Origin of the sequence: Paenibacillus sp. (genome assembly GCF_048976745.1) — a bacterium.
Taxonomy (GTDB): domain Bacteria; phylum Bacillota; class Bacilli; order Paenibacillales; family Paenibacillaceae; genus Paenibacillus.
Map to the genome: position 1 here is coordinate 57005 of NZ_JBHGUU010000004.1, position 24011 is coordinate 81015.

At 47.2% G+C, this 24011-nt stretch carries 18 protein-coding genes; all 18 read left to right on the plus strand.

Annotation, left to right across the window (positions count from 1 at the left end; translation table 11 throughout):
- Nucleotides 1-17 precede the first annotated feature (17 nt).
- The 18 genes from ACE3K2_RS01180 to ftsA all read left to right on the plus strand — a co-directional run bounded on the left by ACE3K2_RS01180 (nt 18) and on the right by ftsA (nt 23880).
- Complete coding sequence (locus ACE3K2_RS01180) at nt 18-1787, plus strand: dipeptide ABC transporter ATP-binding protein (protein ID WP_421885772.1); 1770 nt, start codon at nt 18-20, stop codon at nt 1785-1787.
- A gap of 157 nt (nt 1788-1944) precedes the next feature.
- Complete coding sequence (gene bshC / locus ACE3K2_RS01185; protein WP_421885775.1) at nt 1945-3576, plus strand: bacillithiol biosynthesis cysteine-adding enzyme BshC; 1632 nt, start codon at nt 1945-1947, stop codon at nt 3574-3576.
- A 44-nt stretch (nt 3577-3620) separates the two neighbouring features.
- The gene (locus ACE3K2_RS01190) at nt 3621-4886 is read left to right on the plus strand and encodes an adenosylhomocysteinase (protein ID WP_145323188.1); all 1266 of its coding nucleotides are present in this window, start codon (nt 3621-3623) and stop codon (nt 4884-4886) included.
- 273 nt (nt 4887-5159) lie between these two features.
- Entirely contained in the window at nt 5160-5597 is a 438-nt protein-coding gene (gene mraZ / locus ACE3K2_RS01195) for a division/cell wall cluster transcriptional repressor MraZ (protein ID WP_017687291.1), read from the plus strand.
- Between the two features lie 18 nt (nt 5598-5615).
- Nucleotides 5616-6566 carry a 16S rRNA (cytosine(1402)-N(4))-methyltransferase RsmH gene (gene rsmH / locus ACE3K2_RS01200; protein ID WP_421885779.1) on the plus strand — a complete coding sequence of 317 codons (951 nt, stop codon included), beginning with the start codon at nt 5616-5618 and terminating at the stop codon, nt 6564-6566.
- Nucleotides 6567-6593: 27 nt separating this feature from the next.
- Nucleotides 6594-7022, plus strand: coding sequence for a hypothetical protein (locus tag ACE3K2_RS01205; protein WP_421885782.1), 429 nt, complete (start codon nt 6594-6596; stop codon nt 7020-7022).
- Between the two features lie 12 nt (nt 7023-7034).
- Nucleotides 7035-9368: a penicillin-binding transpeptidase domain-containing protein gene (locus ACE3K2_RS01210; RefSeq protein WP_421885786.1), complete on the plus strand. Its 2334-nt coding sequence runs from the start codon at nt 7035-7037 to the stop codon at nt 9366-9368.
- Nucleotides 9369-9461: 93 nt separating this feature from the next.
- Nucleotides 9462-11414, plus strand: coding sequence for a stage V sporulation protein D (locus tag ACE3K2_RS01215; RefSeq protein ID WP_421885788.1), 1953 nt, complete (start codon nt 9462-9464; stop codon nt 11412-11414).
- Between the two features lie 140 nt (nt 11415-11554).
- Nucleotides 11555-13042, plus strand: a complete 1488-nt coding sequence (locus ACE3K2_RS01220) for a UDP-N-acetylmuramoyl-L-alanyl-D-glutamate--2,6-diaminopimelate ligase (protein ID WP_421885790.1) — start codon at nt 11555-11557, stop codon at nt 13040-13042.
- A complete protein-coding gene (locus tag ACE3K2_RS01225; RefSeq protein ID WP_421886840.1) occupies nt 13042-14454 on the plus strand; it encodes a UDP-N-acetylmuramoyl-tripeptide--D-alanyl-D-alanine ligase in 1413 nt (470 codons plus the stop codon). The genes ACE3K2_RS01220 and ACE3K2_RS01225 overlap by 1 nt, the downstream gene beginning before the upstream one ends.
- A gap of 12 nt (nt 14455-14466) precedes the next feature.
- Nucleotides 14467-15435: a phospho-N-acetylmuramoyl-pentapeptide-transferase gene (mraY, locus tag ACE3K2_RS01230; RefSeq protein ID WP_047843751.1), complete on the plus strand. Its 969-nt coding sequence runs from the start codon at nt 14467-14469 to the stop codon at nt 15433-15435.
- 3 nt (nt 15436-15438) lie between these two features.
- The gene (murD, locus tag ACE3K2_RS01235; protein WP_421885793.1) at nt 15439-16860 is read left to right on the plus strand and encodes a UDP-N-acetylmuramoyl-L-alanine--D-glutamate ligase; all 1422 of its coding nucleotides are present in this window, start codon (nt 15439-15441) and stop codon (nt 16858-16860) included.
- A 48-nt stretch (nt 16861-16908) separates the two neighbouring features.
- Nucleotides 16909-18006, plus strand: coding sequence for a stage V sporulation protein E (gene spoVE / locus ACE3K2_RS01240; protein ID WP_278298912.1), 1098 nt, complete (start codon nt 16909-16911; stop codon nt 18004-18006).
- A gap of 7 nt (nt 18007-18013) precedes the next feature.
- Nucleotides 18014-19123, plus strand: coding sequence for an undecaprenyldiphospho-muramoylpentapeptide beta-N-acetylglucosaminyltransferase (gene murG / locus ACE3K2_RS01245; protein WP_074095850.1), 1110 nt, complete (start codon nt 18014-18016; stop codon nt 19121-19123).
- A 147-nt stretch (nt 19124-19270) separates the two neighbouring features.
- Nucleotides 19271-20176 (plus strand): UDP-N-acetylmuramate dehydrogenase, encoded by a 906-nt coding sequence (murB, locus tag ACE3K2_RS01250; protein WP_421885796.1) that lies wholly within the window; start codon nt 19271-19273, stop codon nt 20174-20176.
- Between the two features lie 17 nt (nt 20177-20193).
- Nucleotides 20194-21477, plus strand: coding sequence for a UDP-N-acetylglucosamine 1-carboxyvinyltransferase (murA, locus tag ACE3K2_RS01255; protein WP_421885799.1), 1284 nt, complete (start codon nt 20194-20196; stop codon nt 21475-21477).
- A gap of 58 nt (nt 21478-21535) precedes the next feature.
- Nucleotides 21536-22303: a cell division protein FtsQ/DivIB gene (locus ACE3K2_RS01260; RefSeq protein ID WP_421885802.1), complete on the plus strand. Its 768-nt coding sequence runs from the start codon at nt 21536-21538 to the stop codon at nt 22301-22303.
- A 293-nt stretch (nt 22304-22596) separates the two neighbouring features.
- The gene (ftsA, locus tag ACE3K2_RS01265; RefSeq protein ID WP_076211532.1) at nt 22597-23880 is read left to right on the plus strand and encodes a cell division protein FtsA; all 1284 of its coding nucleotides are present in this window, start codon (nt 22597-22599) and stop codon (nt 23878-23880) included.
- The last annotated feature ends 131 nt before the right edge of the window (nt 23881-24011 follow it).

Genomic DNA, 24011 nt, shown 5'->3' on the forward strand with positions numbered 1-24011 from the left:
AAATAGGAGGTGGGATTATGGAGCCGATTTTAACAGTCAAGGACTTGAGCGTGTCATTTTCAACGCGCTCTGGTGAATTTGATGCCGTTAAAAATGTGAGTTTTGAAATTGGCAAAGGAGAGACGCTGGGGATCGTAGGTGAATCCGGTAGTGGTAAGAGTGTTACCGCCCAAACCATCATGAAATTGATTCCCTCCCCGCCTTCGAAGGTCAAAAGCGGAGAAATTACTTTTCACGGGCAAGACCTGCTGAATAAAACAGACAAACAAATGGAATCGATTCGTGGTAAAGATATCGGTATGATCTTCCAAGATCCGATGACTTCTTTGAATCCTACCATCAAGATTGGTAAACAAATTACCGAAGTATTGCGCAAGCACCAAAACATGTCCAAACAAGCCGCGGATAAAGCTGCTTTGGAAATGCTTGAACTTGTAGGAATCAAAAATGCGGCTATCCGCATGAATCATTACCCACACCAATTCTCTGGTGGTATGCGTCAGCGTGCCATGATTGCGATCGCCCTTGCATGTCGTCCATCCCTTCTAATTGCGGATGAGCCGACAACTGCACTTGACGTTACAATCCAGGCTCAAATTCTGGATGTAATGAAAGATATGCAGCAAAAGCTTGGAACATCAATCATGCTGATAACGCATGACCTTGGTGTAGTGGCGGGTATGTGTGACCGTGTTGTTGTTATGAAGGAAGGCGAAGTTGTTGAAACAGGAACAACTGCTGAAATCTTTAGTAACCCTCAACATCCATATACGATTAAATTGCTGAACGCTTTGCCTCGTCTGGACGAGCCCAAAAAGGAAAAACCAGCTCCCGCTGGGATTATCAAAGGAAGTAACAAACCTCTGGTACAAGTGAAAAACTTGAAACAGTACTTTAATCTTGGTAAAGGTAACATTCTTAAAGCGGTTAATGACGTAAGTTTTGATATCTTTGAAGGAGAAACACTTGGCGTTGTAGGTGAGTCCGGTTGTGGTAAATCTACAACAGGTCGTACCATTCTGCGTCTTTATGAGCCAACTGGCGGAAATGTTAACTTCAACGGAACGGATATCTACAAGTTGTCCCCGCGCAAAATGAAAGAAATGCGTAAAGATATGCAAATGATCTTCCAAGATCCATATGCATCCCTTAACCCGCGTTTCAACGTAATGGATATTATCGGGGAATCCCTGGATATTCACGGTTTGGCTTCCAGCTCTAAAGAGCGCAAGAGACGAGTGGAAGAGTTGCTTGATCTCGTAGGTTTGAATCCGAGTCATGCACTTCGATATCCACATGAATTCTCAGGTGGTCAAAGACAACGGATCGGGATTGCACGTGCACTGGCTGTAGACCCTAAATTCATCATCTGTGATGAGCCATTGTCTGCACTGGATGTATCCATTCAGGCGCAGGTCGTTAAATTGCTTGAAGAACTTCAGCAACGTCTCGGCTTGACATACCTGTTTATTGCGCATGACCTGTCGATGGTTAAACATATCAGTGACCGTGTTGCTGTAATGTACATGGGTAAAGTGGTAGAGCTTGCAGAAAGTGAAGAACTGTATGCAAACCCTGTCCACCCTTACACCAAAACATTGCTTTCAGCGATCCCTGTACCTGATCCGGAAGTCGAAGCGAACAAACGTCGCATTTTGCTTCCGGAAGAGCATATGAGCCCGATTCAGAATGGATCTGGTGGGCCTGCAAATGATCCATACAACCTGGAAAATGCTCAATTGATTGAGGTTTCCAAAGGTCACTGGGTTGCAGAACCTTACGTATAATAGGAATATTAAAGCGATATGCTATTATTGATGTATTAATTGCCGCCGACTCGTTCGGCGGTTTTTTCGTATTTTTGATCACTTTCTTTTGACGAAGCGGCCTTGAATTCGGTACAATCAAGAAAGGCTCTTTGAAGCAGAATAGGAGGCAGACCTCATGAACGGTATTACCGAGGCACTCCGCAGCGGATCAAGACTTGCAGAAGATTATATCTGTTCAAGAGATGCTGCGCGTGGCCTTTACGAGTATGACATTCGCTGGGAATCAGGACTTCAGGCGCGTGCCGAATGGCTGGACCAATCGGAAAACACACGTATTGATCGTCGTGATCTGGCAGAGTATTTACGTATATATAACAAGCGCGTGAACGACCATGGAGAGGTTCATGCGTCCATCACACGTCTAGCAGAACAAGATGCACTTGTGGTTACAGGAGGACAGCAGAGCGGTCTGCTCACCGGACCACTGTTCGTCATATACAAAGCAGCCAGCGTTGTGGCAGCTGCGCGTGAAGCGGAAGAAAGACTTCAACGCCCGGTAGTCCCCGTATTCTGGATTGCCGGTGAAGATCATGACTGGGATGAGGTTAACCATACGTATCTGCCTGATCATCAGGGAGACATGAAGAAGGTCAAGTTACAAGGACGATTCGCAGGAAGGGATTCTGTGAGTAATGTTCATGTGGATACGCAGCAGTGGATAAATGTACTCGAACAGGTTGAACAGCTGTTACCTGATACGATACATAAACCAGGATTGATGAAATGTATCACAGAGATTCATCAATCCAGTTCGAATCTGAGTGATGCATTTGCCCGCATGATATCTGCCTTGTTTGCGAGCAGTGGACTTGTTCTGATGGATGCATCAGATCCAGAATTACGCAGGTTGGAACAGCCCGTTTTTGAACGGTTGATCCGTAGTAATGAAATGTTGCGTAACGCTTATTTACAAGGAGCTTCGTTGGTACAACAAGCTGGTTATGCTATGCCTGCCGAAGTGGCGGAGGATGGAGCCAATCTGTTCTATATCCATGGAGGCGCGCGTTTGCTGTTAACGCTGAAGGATGGCTTGTATACCGACCGCAAAGGTCTGGTTTCTTTCACAGAGGAACGTTTGCTTCAGGAACTGGAAGAACATCCGGAGCGTTTCAGTAACAACGTATTGACACGACCATTAATGCAAGATTCTGTGCTACCTGTAGCCGCTGTTATTTTGGGGCAAGGTGAAATTGCATATTGGGGTTTGACTCGAGAAGCATTTCGTCAGTTCGGACTGCAAATGCCCATTTTGTTACCGCGGTTGTCCTTCACCATTATGGAAGATATTCATCACAAACATATGAGACAATATGGACTTTCTTTTCAGGATGTTCAATATCATATGGAAGAAAAGAAGGAACAGTGGCTCGCACAACAGGAGACGTTCCAGGTAGATGAACAGTTTGACAAGGTTCAGGAAGCGTTTCTTGATCTGTATGGACCATTGCTAGATGAGATCGCGGAGATTCATCCGGGGCTGGAACGAATTGGCGATACCAATTTGGGTAAAATCAACGAGCAAATGCAATATCTGAAACAGCAGACTCACAAAGCCATCGAAGATAAACATAATGTGAGTCTAAGGCACTGGAACGGCATTCAGAACTCCTTATTTCCAACGGGCAAACCACAGGAACGAGTACATAATGCACTCTTTTACCTGAATCGTTATGGCACCGGGTGGATCGATGAACTGATTAAGGCCTCAAGCGAATTCCTTGGAGAGCACAAGGTTATTTCACTATAGAGCCCTTTATAATAGAAGAAACACATAAACGAGGAGGATATGGAATGACTACACCTGCATTGCAAAACAGTATTGTTAAAGATATGGGACTCGCTTCAGAGGGTCATCTGAAAATTGACTGGGTAGAGGCACATATGCCGGTATTAAACCGCATTCGTCGCCAGTTCGAACAGGACCTGCCTTTCAAAGGTTTGAAGGTTGCCATTTGTCTTCATCTGGAAGCGAAAACAGCTTACTTGGCAAAAGTGATCCAAGCGGGTGGGGCGGAAGTAACCATTACGCACAGTAACCCATTGTCTACACAAGATGATGTCTGCGCAGCATTAGTGGAAGACGGCGTTACCGTGTATGCGAAGTACAATCCGGAACCTGCGGAGTTCAAATCACTGCAACTTCGTGCACTTGAGGTGAAACCTGATCTCATTATTGATGATGGTGGAGACTTTGCAACCATTATTGCATCCGAGCGCCCTGACCTCGCAGCAACAATTCGCGGCGGAGCAGAAGAAACGACAACGGGTATTATTCGTTTGAAAGCATTAGCGAAAGAAGGCCAATTGAAGTTTCCAATGGTTGCGGTTAATGACGCATACTGCAAGTATCTGTTCGATAATCGCTACGGTACAGGACAATCTGCATTTGACGGAATTATTCGTACAACTAACCTGGTTATCGCTGGTAAAAACGTAGTGGTAGCAGGTTATGGCTGGTGTGGTAAAGGGGTAGCGATGCGCGCCAAAGGTCTTGGAGCAAATGTGATCGTAACCGAGATCGATCCAATCAAAGCGGTAGAAGCACACATGGACGGATTCCGGGTCATGACGATGGTGGAAGCCGCCAAACTGGGTGATTTCTTTATCGCAGTTACAGGCAATAAGGATGTTATCACGGGTGAACATTACGATGTGATGAAAGACGGAGCCATCCTGAGTAATGCAGGACACTTTGATGTTGAAGTGAATAAACCTGAACTGGCTAAACGTTCGGAATCGATTCGCACAGTTCGTCGTAACATTGAGGAGTATCGTTTCAAAGATGGTCGTAAAATGTACCTTCTTGCAGAAGGTCGTCTTGTGAACCTGGGTGCAGCAGATGGTCACCCTGCCGAAATCATGGATACAACGTTTGCTCTTCAGGCACTCGGTCTGCGTTATGTGAGTGAGAACTATGCTGAGCTGGGTAAAAACGTTGTTAATGTACCTTATGATATTGACCAACAGGTTGCCAGCTATAAACTTGAAAGTTTGAACATTGGTATCGACTCTTTGTCAGCTGAGCAAGAAAAATATCTGGATAGCTGGAAATTTTAAGTTTTATCCAATAATTACAAGCGGATGAAATGATTCAAAAGGTATAGAATGGTTTATTGATGATACGGCTCATGTGCGGGTAGACATACGAATGCCCGTTTGCGGGAAACGTCTTTGATCCTGAGTGACAGGATCAAAGACGTTTTTTTATGCTGAAAAATTAAAAAATCAAGTATTGCAAGAAGGGTTTTGATTTTTTTGTGCGAATCTATTATGCTTAGGTGGTGGAAAGTGGGGCAAAGTGGGAGAAACGGGTGAGGAGTGAGTGGGCCAATGTTTATGGGGGAGTTCCAACATAGCATTGATGATAAGGGTCGGGTTATCATACCGGCCAAATTCCGCGAATCTCTGGGACCGTCTTTCGTTGTCACACGGGGTTTGGACCAGTGTCTTTTCGTGTACCCCATGGAGGAGTGGGGGGTCATGGAACAGAAGCTCAAAGCACTGCCATTGATGAAATCTGATGCACGTGCGTTTACCCGGTTTTTTTTCTCGGGTGCAACCGAATGTGAACTGGACAAACAGGGCAGGGTAAATCTGCCGGGGAATTTAAGAGAGTATGCCAAGCTGGACAAGGATTGTGTTGTTCTTGGCGTGTCGAACCGGGTGGAGATTTGGAGCAAAGGCATATGGGAGAGTTATTTCAATCAATCCGAAGAAGCATTCAACGACATTGCCGAAAAGCTGGTCGATTTTAATTTTGATTTATAAAGTCAGGAGGGGTGCAGGTTGTTTCACCACATAACCGTACTCAAAGAAGAGGCAACAGAGGGATTAAACATCAAGCAGGACGGTATATACGTGGACTGCACTTTAGGCGGTGGCGGACATAGCTCCGTGATTGCGTCCAAGCTTGGTCCAGGGGGACGTCTGATCGCACTTGATCAGGATGATTGGGCTTTGGATAATGCGCGCGAGAAGCTCGCTGCCTATGGAGAACGTGTAACATTGGTGAAAACCAATTTTCGAGATCTGGAACAGGTACTTAAGGATCTGGATGTACCAATGAAGGATGGTGTCCCACAGGTCGACGGTATTTTGTACGACTTGGGTGTGTCATCTCCGCAATTTGATGAAGGAGAACGTGGGTTCAGCTACAATCACGATGCTCCGCTCGATATGCGAATGGATCAGGATGCAATGCTGACGGCCAAAGAGATTGTGAATGAGTGGCCGGAAGAAGAGATTGCTCGAATTTTGTATCGTTATGGTGAAGAGAAGTTTTCGAGAAGAATTGCTCGGGTTATCATCGGAAAACGAGCACAATCTGCCATTGAGACGACAGGTGAACTCGTGGAACTGATCAAGGAAGGCATCCCGGCAGCAGCTCGCCGTACGGGTGGACATCCTGCCAAACGCAGCTTCCAGGCATTACGCATTGCCGTTAACGATGAGTTGGGTGCTTTTGAAGAGGGCTTGCATCAGGCTGTCCGTTGTCTGGCACCAGGAGGACGTGTATCTGTTATTACCTTCCACTCCCTTGAGGATCGGATATGTAAACAGATTTTCAGCAGTTATCTGGAAAAATGTACATGTCCACCCGATTTTCCGTTGTGTGTATGCGGCGGCAAGGGTACCTTGCGTTTAGTGAACAGAAAACCGCTGATTCCAACGGAAACGGAATTGGCCGAGAATTCACGTGCTCGTTCAGCCAAGCTGCGCGTAGCCGAGAAATTGTAGATCAAGAGTGGAGGAGAGAATCGGAGTATGGCATATACACGTGGTAATCTCGCTGTAAAAGAAAAAGCGTCCCAGGAACGTGTGACCCAGCAACGATACAAAGAAACCACCAAAGTGGTGACCCGTCGTACGGGTCTTCCGGCACGTGAGAAGATTTTGTATCTGATTACCGTGGTTGCAGTGATCCTTGTTGGTGGAGCCTTAATGTCTCGTTATGCTCATATCTATGATCTGAACAAACAGGCACAGTCTACTATTTCGGATATCAAGGGGTATGAGAAGACGATTGCAGACCTGCAAGTGGAAAAAGAAACATTGAACAACCAGGTCATCGAAAATGCAAAACAACTTGGTTACGTTGAGGCTTCCGGTAAGGATGTCATTTATGTACCTCGCTCAACAAGTACGAAATCAACAGGTACTGAATCGTCCTCGAATACATCAAGCAGTAAATAAAGAGGTGTTCCGATGATAAAAAGAATAAAGATGCGCACGTTGCTTATAGGGGGATGTATTACCCTCTTTTTTCTTGTACTCGTAACCCGAATCTTTTTCATTCAAGTTGTGAATGGCGGTGTATGGCAGGAACGGGCGGCCGGTTTGGTAGAGCGTGAACAGACGATTAAGGCTGCACGTGGGACGATGACGGACCGCAATGGTAACATTCTGGCTACCGACGCACCTGCATACACGGTTTCTGTTAATCCTTTATTAATTAATGAACTTGGGATTCAGGATGTAGTCACGGAGAAGCTCTCAGCCCTTCTTGGGAAAAATGAGAGTGAGATGCGTGCACTGGTCACAGCCAAGAATGCAAAGGGCAAGTTTTTTCAGCAGCGTGAAGTACGAAGTGAAGGATATAAGATAAGTCCTGAGCTTGCGGAAAAAGTCAACGAACTGCGTGAGGAATTACAAGAAGAATACAAGGCTCGTAATGCAATTGTCATGGCTCAAGAGTCGAAGCGTTTTTACCCTGAAGAAAGCCTTGCATCTCACGTCTTGGGATACATGAGCCGTGACGGGAAAGCTGTCAATGGACTTGAAGTCTCATATGATGAGGCATTGACTGGGACAGATGGCTATCTGAATTATCAGAAGGATGCCAAAGGCATTAAACTTCCGAGTTCACAGGATAACTATCTGCCGCCTCAGAACGGGAAAAACCTTACGCTGACCATCGATGATACGATCCAATTTTACATCGAGGATGCAATGAAAGAAGCCGTTGCGAAGTATAATCCGCTGAGCATGACAGTTATTGCTGCGGACCCGAATACGATGGAGATTCTAGGGATGGCAAACTGGCCAACCTTTAACCCCAATTCGTATGGGAGTACACCCGATCAAAAGAATTTTATCAATCATGCTACCCAATCCATCTATGAGCCAGGTAGTACATTCAAAATAGTTACGCTAGCAGGGGCTGTTGAAGAGAAACTCTTTGATCCCAATGCAAGTTTTGAATCCAAACGGATTTATATCGGTGGTTTCCCGATTAGTGATAATGGTCATGCCTACGGTTGGATCTCTTATCTCGAAGGTGTCAAACGGTCAAGTAACATTGCCTTTGTTAACTTGGGTTACAACATGCTTGGTGGTGAACGTCTGCGTCATTACATAGACGAATTCGGTTTTGGTAAAAAGACGGGTATTGATCTGCCGAATGAGTCAGCGTCACCGATCAAGCCACTGGTTTACAAATCCGAGATTGCTACCGCTGCCTATGGTCATGGTCTTGTACAAGTAACACCAATTCAACAGGTCGCAGCAATCTCTGCAATTGCCAACGGAGGCAAATTGTTGGAGCCACATCTGGTGAAGGAGATCAAGAACCCGAATGATGGAACAACGGAAGTGATCAAACCCAAAGTTGTTCGTCAGGTGATTTCCAAGGAATCTTCCAAACTCGTGAGTGGTTATCTGGAACAAGTGGTTGCAGACCAAACAATTGGAACCGGTCGTAACGCCTATATTGAAGGTTACCGTGTGGCTGGTAAGACGGGTACGGCAAGAAAGGTCGTTAACGGAGAATACAGCAAGTCGAAGGACGTTGTATCGTTTATTGGATTTGCACCGGTCAATAATCCGAAGATTGCTATACTTGTTGTCATTGACCAACCGGATGGAACCAACATTGGGGGAGGAACCGCGGCTGCCCCGGTATTCAAAAAGATTGTCAGCCAAACTCTTCAATACATGGGAATACCCAAAGATACAGCCAAAACTTCTGACAAAAAGTCAAAAGAAGTCGCTGTCGTGCAAGCCAAGGCGCCTGACCTGAGCGGCAAGACAGCCAAACAGGCCAGAAGCCAGCTTCTAAGCGCAGGTATTGCTTATGTGACTCTTGGTCAAGGTGATAATGTAATTCGGCAGTATCCGGTTGCTGGGGCCTCTATGAATCCAGGCCAACGAATCTATCTGCTAACGGAAGAAAGCAGCAAGATGAAGATTCCCGATCTAACAGGTGAATCACTCCGTGATGCCTTCGAAGTCCTTTCTCTGATGAAAGTGGGAGTTACGGTCAAGGGTGAGGGCTATGTCGTGAAGCAAACCGAGCAGGTCGCAGGTGAGCAGAGAACTGTGCAGTTGGAGTTGCAGACTGCTAAAGCTGCAGTGACAGGTATAGCTGATGAGGCTCCAATCTCTTCTAGTCCATCGTCAGGAGTTGAAGGGAAGGAACAAGAGGCTTCGGGCGGCGAAGGTAACACCGACGGAACAGACGAAAAAGATAACAACAAGGCTGCTGCCAATGAATCCGAATCCTCTGACGATCCAGCAACAAATGGGACCTCGCTCCCCTAGAGAGCTCTGACAGCTTGTTCTAACCCCCGGTTGTCCTGAATATTCATGAATGGAACGAGATCATGATTTTGGGACGAGTGGGGGGATCTTTTCGTGAAGGGATCAAGCGTAAATCTGCGGCGCAGGTTACTATGGAGTTTAGTGATTTTAGTTTTGTTATTTTCGGCCTTGGTGATCAGGCTTGCTTATGTACAGCTCGGGAAAGGCCCTGAATTGTCAGCCAAAGCAGAAGAATCCTGGCGGCGTAATATTCCTTACTCAGCCAAGCGAGGGGAGATCCTGGATCGAAATGGAACCTCTCTGGCCTATAATGTGACGACACCGACCATTATGGCCATTCCGGCTCAGGTCAAAGAAGCTGAAACGACAGCTAAAGCGCTGGCCCCATTGCTTGGGATGACGGAAGAAAAAGTGCTGGCAACCATCAAGAAACGAGAACTGATTGTACGACTACAACCCGGCGGCCGCAAAATTACGATGGAGAAAGCTCAGCGCATCCGTGATTTGAAGCTTCCGGGTATCGTTGTTGCTGAGGACAATAAACGTTTTTATCCTTATGATGATTTGGCCGCCCATATTCTTGGTTTTACGGGCATTGATAATCAGGGTTTAACGGGTGTTGAGAAGAAATATGATGATAAGCTGAATGGTCTGAATGGCAGTGTGTCCTACTTGTCCGATGCGGCCGGAAGGCTCATGCCGGGCTCATCCGAGAAGTATGTGGAACCGAAGGACGGCCTTAACCTCAAGCTGACCATTGATAAATCCATTCAGTCCATCATGGAAAGAGAACTGGATCAGGCCATGGTGAAATTCCAGGCGAACTCAGCATTGGCCATAGCGATGAATCCCAAAACAGGTGAAATTTTGGGCATGTCCAGCCGGCCGGGATACGAACCTGCCGATTACCAGCAATATCCTGCGGAGATATACAATCGGAATTTACCGATCTGGATGACCTACGAGCCGGGCTCCACATTTAAGATTATTACTTTGGCAGCAGCGCTTGAAGAGAAAAAAGTCAATCTGCAACAGGATCAATTTTTTGATCCCGGATATGTTGAGGTGGGTGGAGCCCGTCTGCGTTGCTGGAAAAAAGGCGGCCACGGAAGTCAGACCTTCCTGCAAGTAGTGGAGAACTCGTGTAACCCGGGATTTGTAGCTCTGGGGCAGAGGTTGGGGAAAGAATCACTCTTCTCCTATATTAAAGATTTTGGCTTTGGCACCAAAACAGGGATCGACCTCAGCGGAGAAGCCAGTGGAATTCTGTTCAAACTGTCCAGAGTGGGCCCTGTTGAGCTTGCAACGACGGCTTTTGGTCAAGGTGTATCGGTAACACCCATTCAGCAAGTAGCAGCTGTGTCAGCGGCCATCAATGGGGGTAAACTTTACAAGCCGTATGTTACGAAAGCGTGGGTCCATCCAGTCACGGGAGAAGTCATGGAAGAAGCCAAGCCGGAGCTCGTGCGTCAGGTGATCTCGGAGAATACATCCAAGCAAGTACGTGAAGCACTCGAGAGTGTTGTCGCAAAAGGTACCGGGCGTCCGGCATTCATTGATGGATACCGGGTTGGTGGCAAAACGGGTACAGCCCAGAAGGTTATCAACGGACGTTATTCCTCGACCGAGCATATCGTATCCTTTATCGGATTTGCACCGGCAGATGACCCTCAGATTGTAGTCTATACGGCAGTGGATAATCCTAAAGGGATTCAGTTCGGAGGTGTGGTTGCCGCCCCGATTGTGCAGAACATCCTTGAGGATGCGTTGCATTATATGAATGTCCCTGTTCGGAAGGATCAGGTTGCCAAAGAATACAAGTATGGTGAAACCAAAATCGTGACAGTCCCAGACCTGACTGGAGCTACTGTCGAAGATCTGTACGAAGACCTGAACATGAATTTCATGCTGGCAAAGTCTGGCAGTGGTAAATACGTAATCAATCAGGCACCCAAGCCTGGGGCAAGGGTAGATCAGGGATCAACCATTCGCATTTATATGGGGAATGTACTGAACGATGCACATGATCACACGAAGGATGAATAACTGGAGCGCTGAAGCCATTTCGGCTTCAACCGCAACAAAATTCATCCAAGTGCGTTTCATTATTTGGTTGTATTGACGATATTAATAAATACAGACATATGTTAAAACAGAAGTAAAATTGGAAAAGTGAGGTTATTCATGTGCTTTTAAAACAATTTGCATCGATGCTGACCACCGCCCGCCTCGTGGGCGAACCAAATACAGAATGCCAAAACCTTCAGACAGATTCCCGGCAGGTAAAACCGGGTGATCTGTTTATCTGTCTTCCGGGACATACGGTAGATGGTCATGATTATGCAGAAAAAGCTGTAAATGCAGGTGCAGTTGCATTGGTGGTTGAACGGCAGCTTGATCTGCCTGTACCCCAATTGCTGGTGAAGGACAGCCGGTTTGCCATGGCTGTGCTGGCCGATTTCTTTTTTGACTCGCCTAGCCAGAAGATGAATATGATTGGTGTAACGGGAACGAACGGTAAAACGACGACCACTTATTTGATTGAAAAAATCATGAGTGATTATGGACGCAAGACGGGGTTGATCGGTACTATTCAAATGCGATACGACGGTCGCACCTACCCGATGTCAGGAACAACACCAGAAGCGCTTGATTTGCAGCGTAGTCTGCATGATATGGTTCAAAAGGGTACGGACTGCTGTGTTATGGAAGTTTCTTCTCACGCATTGGAACAAGGACGGGTGAAGGGAACGGACTTCCGTACTGCGGTATTCACCAACCTGACGCAGGATCATCTGGACTACCACCATTCCATGGAGGAATATCGGGGGGCCAAAGGATTGTTCTTTGCACGGCTGGGTAACGGCTATACGAAAGATGCTTCACAGCGTAAATTCGCGGTGATCAATGCAGATGATCCAGCTGCGGCTTATTTCATCTCTGTGACTGCTGCTGAAGTGATTACATATGGCATGGGTGAAGAGGTGGATGTACGTGCATCCCAAATCTCAATCACTTCTCAGGGAACTTCTTTCCACGTGGATACATTTGCGGGCAGCACGGATATTCGCTTGCGCATGGTAGGTAAATTCAATGTGTACAATGCAATGGCGGCTATCTCTGCAGCGCTGGTGGAAGGTATTCCGCTGGAAGAGATCAAGCGCAGTCTGGAGACGGTTCCGGGCGTGGATGGACGTGTTGAAGGCGTGGACGAGGGACAGCCATTTGCTGTTATTGTCGATTATGCCCATACACCGGATGGACTGGAGAATGTGCTTCGGACGGTGAAGGAATTTGCCGAAGGACGTGTAATCTGCGTGTTTGGCTGTGGTGGTGACAGGGACCGTACCAAACGCCCTCTCATGGGGAAAATTGCTGCGAAGTATAGTGATTTTGTACTGGTTACTTCCGATAATCCTCGGACAGAAGATCCGGATCTGATTCTCAAAGACATTGAACAAGGCTTGATTGAAGAATCCGTTCCTGCTGAACGTTATACGATGATTGTGGATCGGCGTCAGGCGATTCATGAAGCTATTGAAATGGCAAGCCCAGCCGATGTAGTATTGATTGCGGGCAAGGGTCACGAGACCTATCAGATTATCGGCACAACCAAAACCGATTTTGATGACCGAATCATAGCCAAAGAAGCGATAAGGGGCAAATCCAATTGATAAAAAGAACATTGGCACAATTGGCCGAGATGTGTGGAGGAACATTAAGTGACGTTGCTGCTCATGGCAATGTAATGGTTGAAGGGGTGTTTACCGATTCGCGTAAACCCCTGGAAGGCAGTTTGTTTATCCCGCTGGTGGGTGAAAGGTTTGACGGACACGAATTTGTGCAAGCCTGTCTAGAGAAGGGTGCCGCAGGGGCGATCTGGCAAAAGGATCATGGTATTCCGCCACAAGGAGCTGTCATTGTTGTTGACGACACACTTGTCGCACTGCAAGCACTCGCATCTGCTTATCTAACGGAGAATAAAGCGGCTGTAGTCGGCATTACAGGCAGTAACGGCAAGACAACCACGAAGGATATCGTGGATGCCATTCTCTCGACTACGTTCAAAGTGCATAAGACGCAAGGCAACTTTAATAATCACATTGGTTTACCACTGACTGTGTTAAGTATGGACCCGGATACGGAGATTATTATTTTGGAAATGGGTATGAGTGGTCGCGGGGAAATTAACGATCTGTCGGTTATTGCTCAACCTGATGTAGCGATCATTACCAATATCGGTGAATCACATCTGCTTCAGCTGGGGTCCAGACTGGAGATTGCCAGAGCCAAAGCTGAGATTGCCGCGGGATTGAAGACTGGCGGTTTACTGATCTACAACGGAGACGAGCCTTTAATTGCACAAGTCCTTGAAGAGCCCGCAACGAAGCAACCCGATGGGTTGCAGCGGTTTACATTCGGCCTGCAAACCGATAATGATGACTATCCTACTGGACTTATGAATGCGCAGAACGGAGTAGTTTTCACCACCAAACAGTCCGGAGAACATGCATTTACGCTACCTCTGCTGGGAACGCATAATGTCGTTAACTGTCTGGCTGCTTTGGCTGTAGCCCGTCATTTCAAAGTGACAACGGAGCAAATTGCCGCGGGATTGTCTCGATTGAAACTGACGGGCATGCGTATTGAGGTTACTCAAGGTGTTAGTGGTCTAACCCTGTTGAATGATGCATACAATGCAAGTCCAACCTCCATGAAGGCTGCAATCGATGTCTTGGAAGGTCTGAAAGGATATCGCATGAAAGTGGCTGTGCTTGGTGATATGCTTGAACTTGGTCCTCAGGAGCAGGATCTGCATCTTGGAATTGGTGAGTATATTACATCTGCCAAAATGGACATGGTGCTCGTATATGGCCCGCTATCAGCGCATATTGCTGAAGGAGCAAGAAAGCATATGCCGGCAGAGGCTGTGCATGCTTTTATAGATAAAGAAGAAATGACCCGTTATCTACTGGAGAAATTACATCCCAGAGACGTTGTCTTGTTCAAAGCCTCAAGGGGCATGAAGCTGGAGGACGTGGTCGAAGCACTACAAATAGCACCATTACAGAATCGAGTAGACTAGAGGGGTGAACCCATGGATTTTCAGGTATTACTGTTAACAATCGGCGTTTCATTTATTCTGGCGGTGATTGCCGCACCGCTCCTGATTCCCCTGTTACGCCGAATGAAATTCGGACAACAGGTTAGGGAAGATGGGCCTCAGAGCCATTTGAAAAAAAGCGGAACACCTACAATGGGTGGAGTCGTCATTTTAGTTGCGTTCACATTGGCCTTTTTGAAATTTTCGGCTGTCAAGAATACAGACTTTTATGTCTTGCTCGTGGCTACGCTGGGATTTGGGCTGATTGGCTTCCTGGATGATTACATCAAAATTGTGTTCAAACGTTCGCTGGGACTGACGGCCAGACAAAAAATGCTGGGCCAATTGTTCTTCAGTGCAGTGATGTGTTTCTTGCTGATCCAGAACGGACACAGCACAGCCATCTCTATTCCAGGTACGTCATTCTCGTTTGACTGGACCGGTTGGTTCTATTATCCGTTTGTTGTATTCATGATGCTTGCCATTACCAATGCGGTTAACTTTACCGACGGTCTGGATGGATTGCTGTCAGGGGTAAGTGCGATTGCCTTTGGGGCGTTTGCCATTGTGGCGATGCAAGCCACATCGATGCCGGCGGCAGTGTGTGCAGCAGCGATGATCGGAGCCGTGCTCGGTTTTCTGGTATACAATGCACATCCGGCCAAAGTGTTTATGGGAGACACAGGTTCTCTGGGGATTGGCGGTGCGATTGGTGCGGTAGCAATTGTAACCAAAACGGAGCTTCTGTTTGTCATCATAGGCGGTATTTTTGTCATCGAGATCCTGTCTGTTATTATTCAAGTGGTATCATTTAAGACTCGTGGCAAGCGTGTATTCAAAATGAGCCCCATTCACCATCACTTTGAATTAAGCGGTTGGTCAGAATGGCGGGTTGTTATTACCTTTTGGGCGGTAGGCGCAATTTTGGCCGCTCTTGGACTTTATCTCAACAAGGGGTTGTAGATCATGAACCATCCAGAATCATATCGCGGACAACAGGTAGTCGTGCTCGGATTGGCCAAAAGCGGCGTACAAGTCGCCAAAGTGCTTGATCGCGCCGGAGCGAAGGTTACAGTAAATGATAAAAAAGAGAGAGATCAATGTCCCGAAGCTTCCGAATTGGAGGCTTTGGGAATTTCTGTTGTATGCGGAGGACATCCGGATGATCTGATTCACAGTGATGTGAAGCTGGTCGTCAAAAACCCGGGTATCCCATACCATGCCGCTCCTGTGCAGCAAGCTTTGGCGTTGGGCATCGAAGTGGTAACAGAAGTAGAGGTTGCTTATCATCTATGTGCTGCGCCCATGATCGGCATTACGGGTTCCAACGGCAAAACAACAACGACCACTTGGGTTGGGGAAATGTTGGAGCATGCCGGCCTCAAGCCGATCGTTGCCGGTAATATTGGAACACCTCTCTGTGAAGCGGCAGAGCAAGCTTTTCCAGATCACTGGATGGTTGTTGAACTCAGCAGTTTCCAGCTCAAAGGAACGGTGGAGTTCCGTCCACGTATTGCGTGCTTGCTTAACGTAACAGAGACACATCTGGACTATCACGGTGGAATGGAAGACTATGTAGCCTCCAAAGCCAAGCTCTTCGCCAATCAGCAACCGGATGATGTAGCTATTTTGAATTGGGATGATGCGGTATGTCGCGAACTGGTTCCTTATATTAAAGGCAGATTGCTACCGTTCTCGATGACCGAGAAATTGGATACAGGTGTATATGCAGATCCTTCTTATGTGGATGGAGAAGAGGATGATGTGAAGCGTCAGATGATCTACGCGGATGAAAAGGGAAATCACCACACCATTATTGACATCGAGAACATTGGCATTGCTGGACGATTCAATGTGGAGAATGCAATGGCTGCTGTAGCCATCGCCGTAGCGGCAGGAGCTGATCCAGCAGTGCTGGCTGATCCACTTGCAGATTTCAAGGCGGTTGAACACCGACTTGAATACGTTCTAGAGCATAATGGCTCTGCGTATTACAACAACTCCAAAGCGACCAATTCCAAGGCTACGGTCATGGCTCTGAACTCGTTCAAGGAGCCTGTTGTATTAATTGCTGGAGGGCTGGATCGCGGATCAGACATGATGGAGTTGTTACCCTTGTTCCAGGAACGGGTAAAAGCTGTCGTTGCGCTTGGAGAAACACGGATGAAAATTGCCAAAGTCGCGGAACTTGCCGGATTAAAGCAAATTAAGGTCGTCGATAATGAGGAGGACGCTGCCCGGACGTTAACCGTTGCTGTGCAGGAAGCATCAAAGCTTGCCAGTGCCGGTGATGTCGTTTTGTTATCCCCGGCATGTGCAAGTTGGGACATGTTTGCTTCCTATGAAGAGCGGGGACGCATTTTTAAAGAGGCGGCGCATAACTTGTAAGTAGGGGGGTGGAAAAGCCCCTACTTCCATGCAAGGGGTGGCCTCCTGATGAAACAGACGCGACCGGCACCAGATATTTGGTTGCTGATTAGTATTTTGGCATTGCTTGCCATCGGCATCGTAATGGTATATAGTGCGGGCTCGGTACTAGCCTTTCATGACTATGGCGATTCATTTTATTTTGTAAAAAGACAGGCCTTGTTTGCGGTGCTTGGGCTTGTGGCCATGTTCGTCACCGCTAACGTGGACTACCGGGTGTGGAGAAAGTATGCCAAGCCAATATTAATCGCCTGTTTTATTATGCTCATTGCGGTGCTCATTCCTGGCATCGGCGTGGTTCGCGGTGGTGCACGAAGTTGGCTGGGCATTGGTTCATTCGGTATCCAGCCTTCAGAATTCATGAAGCTGGGCATGATTTTGTTTCTCGCTCACTGGCTGAGCAAGGAACCGGGCAAAATCAAAACCTTCACAACGGGGCTCCTGCCACCGCTGGGATTGATCGGTTTGGCTTTTGGGATTATTATGCTGCAACCTGACTTGGGGACAGGCACCGTGATGATGGGTGCATCGATGCTTATTATTTTCACAGCCGGAGCGCGAATGAAACATCTGAGCCTGCTTGCTCTTGGCGGCGTAGCCGGGTTTGCAGCTTTGATTGCCGCAGCACCTTATCGGTTGCAGCGTATCACAGCGTTTTTGGACCCGTGGTCCGATCCGCTGGGTGCCGGATATCAGATCATTCAATCGTTATACGCCATTGGTCCTGGTGGACTGGCGGGATTGGGATTGGGGATGAGCCGGCAGAAGTACAGTTATGTACCTGAACCTCAAACGGACTTTATTTTTAGTATTTTGGCCGAAGAACTCGGCTTTATAGGTGGAATGATTGTATTATTGCTGTTTCTGGTGCTGGTGTGGAGAGGGATGCGTGTAGCGATGACAGTTCCGGATGCCTTCGGCAGTCTGCTTGGTGTTGGGATCGTCGGTATGGTCGCTGTGCAGGTCATTATTAACATTGGTGTTGTCATTGGCATGATGCCTGTCACAGGCATTACATTACCTCTGATCAGCTACGGCGGATCATCATTGACCCTCATGCTCACAGCACTGGGCATTTTAGTGAATTTATCCCGTTATGCGAGGTGACTATGCGATGCGAGTCGTTCTAAGCGGTGGCGGTACGGGTGGACATATCTATCCGGCCGTTGCCATAGCAAGACAATGTGAGGCGGAGAACCCGGACTCGACATTTCTATATATTGGAGGAACCAGAGGGCTGGAAAGCAAGCTGGTTCCCCAGGAAAATATTCCTTTTAAATCCATTGATATTACGGGCTTTCGGCGGAAATTATCCATCGACAACCTGAAAACGGTCATGCGTTTCATTCAAGGTGTACGCAAGTCCAAAAAAATGCTGAAGGAATTCAAACCGGATGTTGTGATTGGTACAGGAGGATATGTGTGTGGACCTGTGGTATATGCAGCAACAAAATTGGGTATTCCGAGTATAATTCATGAACAGAACGCCATTCCTGGTCTGACCAACAAATTTTTGATGCGGTATGTAGACACGGTTGCAGTAAGCTTTGAAGGTTCTGAAAAATCGTTTTCCGGCGCAAAAAAGGTGATCTACACCGGTAATCCACGGGCGACTACGGTAGCCCAGGCTAGCCGTGATCGCGGTTTTGCCACGTTAGGTGTACCCATGAACAGCCGTGTTGTTCTGGTGGTTGGTGGCAGTCGCGGGGCAAAAGCAATCAATCAGGCCATGGTGGACATGGCTCCAATGCTGGAACAACTGGACGATGTACATGTGGTTTACGTGACAGGAGATACCTATTTTGATGAAACGCGCGAAGCCATTCGCAGCTCATTGGGTACGATGCCAAACCATCTGCATGTCCTGCCTTATGTGCATAATATGCCAGAGGTGCTTGCATGCACATCCTTGATTGTAAACCGCGCAGGTGCTTCATTCCTTGCGGAGATTACATCACTGGGTATTCCTTCGATCCTGATTCCGTCTCCTAACGTGACTAACAATCATCAGGAAGCCAATGCACGTACGCTTGAAGGTGGAGGCGCATCACTCACGATGCTGGAGAAGGATCTTACAGGCAAAGTCCTGTATGAAGCCATCGCCAAGATTATGAACGATGAATCGGGACGTAAACGAATGGCTGAAGCCTCCCGGAAATTGGGGAAACCCGATGCAGCTGAAGTGCTTGTTCATGAAATTCAGCGTCTTGCTGCACGCCGATAACGTGCGTTTGTGGGCGATTGTCACACACAAGACGGGGCTGACATAAGATACCGTATAAATCGTGACTATCGTTCCATGGCGCCAGAGCACAGTGTAGCAACAGAACATACTGTGCTCATCGGTTTTGAAGCAAAGGAGGAAGCAAACATGCACCAGTGGATAGCATTATTATCCCAGAATAATGTTGGCAGAGTTCTTGAAAACGAATCGCTAGCCAAATACACCACATGGAAGATCGGCGGTCCTGCGGATGCACTGGTCATTCCCGAGAATAAAGAGCAGATGATAAATCTCGTTCAGTTGCTTCACAAGGTGCAGATTCCGTGGGTGCAACTTGGGCGGGGTTCAAACATGCTGGTGTCAGACAAAGGAATACGTGGTGTTGTTGTGAAACCAGGCGACGGTTTTGATTATGCTGAATTTCACGAAGGTGGTGTAACCGCCGGAGCAGCGCATTCTTTTGTTAAACTCAGTGTGGTTGCTGCCAAAAAGGAATGGACCGGTCTGGAATTCGGCAGCGGTATCCCCGGCACTGTCGGTGGAGCCGTATACATGAATGCAGGTGCTCATGGATCGGATGTGTCACGGATATTCAAATTCGCTGAGATTGTACTGGAGACAGGGGAATTGGTACGTTACAGTAAGGAGGACATGGATTTTGCCTACCGTCACTCTGTTCTGCATGATCGGAGAGGCATCGTGCTGGAAGCTACATTTGAACTCCAGCATGGAGAACGCAAAGTCATTTCGGAAACCATGGCAGCTTACAAAGATCGCCGGCGCCGCACACAGCCACTGCAGATGGCATGTGCAGGTAGTGTATTCCGAAATCCACCGGGTGATCATGCAGCCCGTCTGATTGAAGCAGCAGGGCTGAAAGGAATGACTCAGGGAGGCGCACAGGTATCCACCATGCATGCCAATTTCATTGTCAATACAGGCCAAGCAACAGCAGAGGACGTTATCACCCTAATGCAGCAGATTCATAGCACTATATCATCTCAAAACGGTATTAACCTGGTACCGGAAGTCTTCGTAGTGGGTGAACGGTAAACCCCGGAGGTGATACATTGGACAAATTGGTGATTGAAGGCGGGAAACCCCTCTCAGGATCCATACGCATCCATGGAGCAAAAAATGCCGCTTTACCGATCATGGCCGCAAGTTTGTTGGCAGATGGAGAAGTTACACTGCATAACGTTCCACACTTGCTGGACATTGAAGTGATGCTGTATATCCTGGAACGGCTTGGATGCACGTGTCGGCATGAACAGGGAACAGTGACGATTAATACCTCGTCTATCCGGTCATATGATGTGCCAGAAGATCTAATGAAGCAGATGCGCTCTTCCATTTTTTTGATGGGACCATTGCTGGCTAAGTTTGGGCAAGTGTCAGTGTATCAGCCAGGGGGCTGTGCCATTGGAGAACGCAAAATTGATCTTCACCTCCGGGGCCTGGAAGCGCTCGGAGCTTTGATTGAAGAGCAGGACCAACAGATTATCTGTCATGGACACAATCTGGTGGGTACAGATATTCTTTTGGATTTCCCGAGTGTGGGAGCGACCGAGAATATCATGATGGCAGCCGTTCTGGCTAAAGGGACAACAACCATTTGCAACGCGGCAAGAGAACCTGAGATACAGGACCTGCAGCACTTTCTGAATGCTATGGGTGCAAGCATTATTGGTGCAGGAACGGATACGATTACGATCAATGGCGTTGAGAAACTAAAGCCTTGTTCCTATGAGATTATACCGGATCGAATCGTTGCCGGAACCGTGATGATTGCAGCAGCAGCAACACGAGGCAATGTTACACTTACACACTGCAATCCTGCTCATCTTACTTCACTTATACATGTATTGAAGCGCACTGGTGTTCAAATCACAGTCTGCAATGATATAATGACGGTGAGCTGTATGAGCCGTCCCAAATCAGTAGACCGTATTGTGACTTCTCCGTATCCTTCGTTTCCAACAGATTTGCAATCGCAAATCATGGTGCTGCTCAGTCTGGCAGACGGATTCAGTGTGATGAAGGAAACGGTATTCGAGGGCCGGTTCAAGCATGTGGATGAACTGAATGTGATGGGGGCTGATATCTCAGTCGATCTGAACGCAGCATTTATCCGTGGTGTTCCCCGTCTGTACGGGGCTACAGTTGAAGCAACCGATCTTCGTGCAGGTGCAGCTCTGGTCATTGCTGGTCTGGCTGCTCAAGGCAAAACGGTTGTGGAGCAAGTGCATCATATTGACCGTGGCTATGATCAGATCGAGAAGTTATTCCAAAGTCTTGGAGCATCGGTTGAGCGACAGTCGCCCGTTTCGAAACAGTTGGATTTTGCCAATTAACGTCCTTGGAGTCCCCTTCTTGAAGGGAGGGGACCTGAGGCTTTGTGGAGCGCTACTTATGCCTAAAAGTCAAATTCCGGTTCTGAAGAAGAACCGGCCAAAAGGAAACACAAGCCGCAAAATTGTAATTATTCTCTTATTACTATTTATTGTATTGCTCGCTGTATTATTCTTTCGTTCTTCCATGAGTCGGATTTCGGCAATTGAAATTACGGGTAATGTATACACATCCACTTCAGAACTGCTGGAGAAAAGCGGTCTGAGAGAAGGAGATCAATTTTTTGGGACAAGTACTGCCGAGGTTATTGAGCGCCTTAAGACCATCAAGGCGATTTCCACCGTTTCCGTGGACAAGCAATTTCCGGGTATTATCCATATCAAGGTTCAGGAATATGCCACGGTTGCGTATGAGCTTGGTTCTGACGGTACGCTTAAAGCGATTTTGGCCAGTGGGACAAGCTTGACGGTTCCGGCAACCATTGGTGTTGCTGTGGAGAAGCCCATATTGACTCAATGGAAGGCTGATGATCCACTCAAAGCCAAACTGAGCCAGACACTGGCTAAAATTCCGAATGAATTGACGACGGATATTTCGGAAATTATCCCGAACCCAACGCCTTCATTTCCAGATCAGATTCGGATGTATACCAAATCACAGTTTGAAGTGATCACAACCGTCTCTCTTTTATCGGATAAAGTGGAATATTTGAATCAGGTGATTGAGACCGAACGGCCTGGGAAAATCACCATGCTTGAGGCAGATACCTATGTCCCTTTCATCCCGGATGACCCTGAAGATGATGCTGAACTAGGAGCAAGCCCTTGATCTTTGCCATTATGAGGCTGAACTGAATATGAAAGCCTTGGCAGGTCGGGGGTTGACCCCGTCAGAGCAATGAAACTTGTTCTTTCTGAGATGAAGAAAAAATGATACACTTGAACTTATGGCACATAAGTTGCCTCCTTCTTTTTTCTTCAAGGTTTTATGTCTCGCAACCAGATTTTGACACCCAAAAACATTGTAGAAAAAAGAGGGAAAGCCTAAAGTGTGTTGAATATGTTTTAAGAGTGTTTAAATTCGAACGTAATTTACTATTGGAGTCAGGAGGTGCCACAGACTTGAGCAACAATGACATCATTGTTAGTTTGGACATCGGTACATCCAAAATTCGCGCTATTATTGGGGAAATGAATAATGGAACCTTTAATATTATAGGAGTTGGATCTGCCGACTCGGAGGGAATTCGCAAAGGTGTAATCGTAGATATCGATCAGACTGTGCAGTCGATCCGCAACGCAGTGGATCATGCAGAACGTATGGTAGGTATTCAAATATCCGAAGTGTATGTTGGAATCTCGGGAAATCATATCGGACTGATGAGCAGTCACGGCGTTGTGGCTGTGTCTAACGAGGATCGTGAAATCGGAGAAGAAGACATGGAACGGGTGTTGAAAGCAGCCGAAGTCATTGCAGTTCCGCCGGAACGGGAAATTATTGATGTTGTCGCCAAGCAATATGTTGTAGATGGCTTGGAGGGCATTCAGGACCCCCGTGGTATGATTGGTGTTCGTTTGGAAGTTGAAGCAACGATCATTACAGGTGCAAAAACCGCGATACATAATCTTTTGCGCTGCGTGGAAAAAGCGGGTCTGAAAGTAAGCGATCTGGTTCTCATGTCGCTTGGAGCGGGTCAACTGGCTTTGTCCAAAGATGAAAAAACGATGGGCTCTGTGCTTGTTGATATTGGAGCAGGTGCAACAACCATCGCCATTTTTGAAGAAGACAGTCTTGTTGCAACATCAACGTTGCCTATAGGTGGGGAATTCGTAACGAATGATATCGCCTATGGCTTACGCACGTTAACGGATCAGGCGGAGAAGGTGAAACTGAAATATGGCTGCGCCTGGTTGGATGATGCTGCTGCCGATGTGATGTTCAAAGTCACCCGTATTGGCAGTAATGTAGACAAGGAGTTTTCACAGGAGGATCTGGCGGCTATCATTGAACCCAGGGTTCAGGAAATATTCCAGATGATATCCCAAGAAGTGAAGCGTCTTGGTTACAACGAGCTTCCTGGAGGTTATATACTAACGGGAGGTACGGTCTCTATGCCGGGGGTTCTGCAGGTCGCTCAACATGAGCTTGCTGCTTCGGTACGAGTTGCAGTTCCGGATTATATTGGTGTGCGTGACCCTGGATTTACAAGCGGAGTCGGCATATTGCACAGTGTAATTCGCAGTTTGCGCATTCGTCCCTCGATCAATAACGGCGGTGGAAATAACAACAACAATAATAACAACAAGAAACCGACCAACCGTCCGAAGCCAAATGCGGCACAGGAATCGGAGCAAAAACCTGGTCTTTTCGAACGGCTGAAGAATATGTTCAGTGAATTTATATAACAGGTTGGATCCATTTCATACATTCTTGAAACCGTCTGAATGCGCCGATACTAAAATAAACGCTTTCGTTCGTCGATATATGAAATTGATTCGGTTCAAATCAAAAATTGGACGGGCCATCCATGCACATT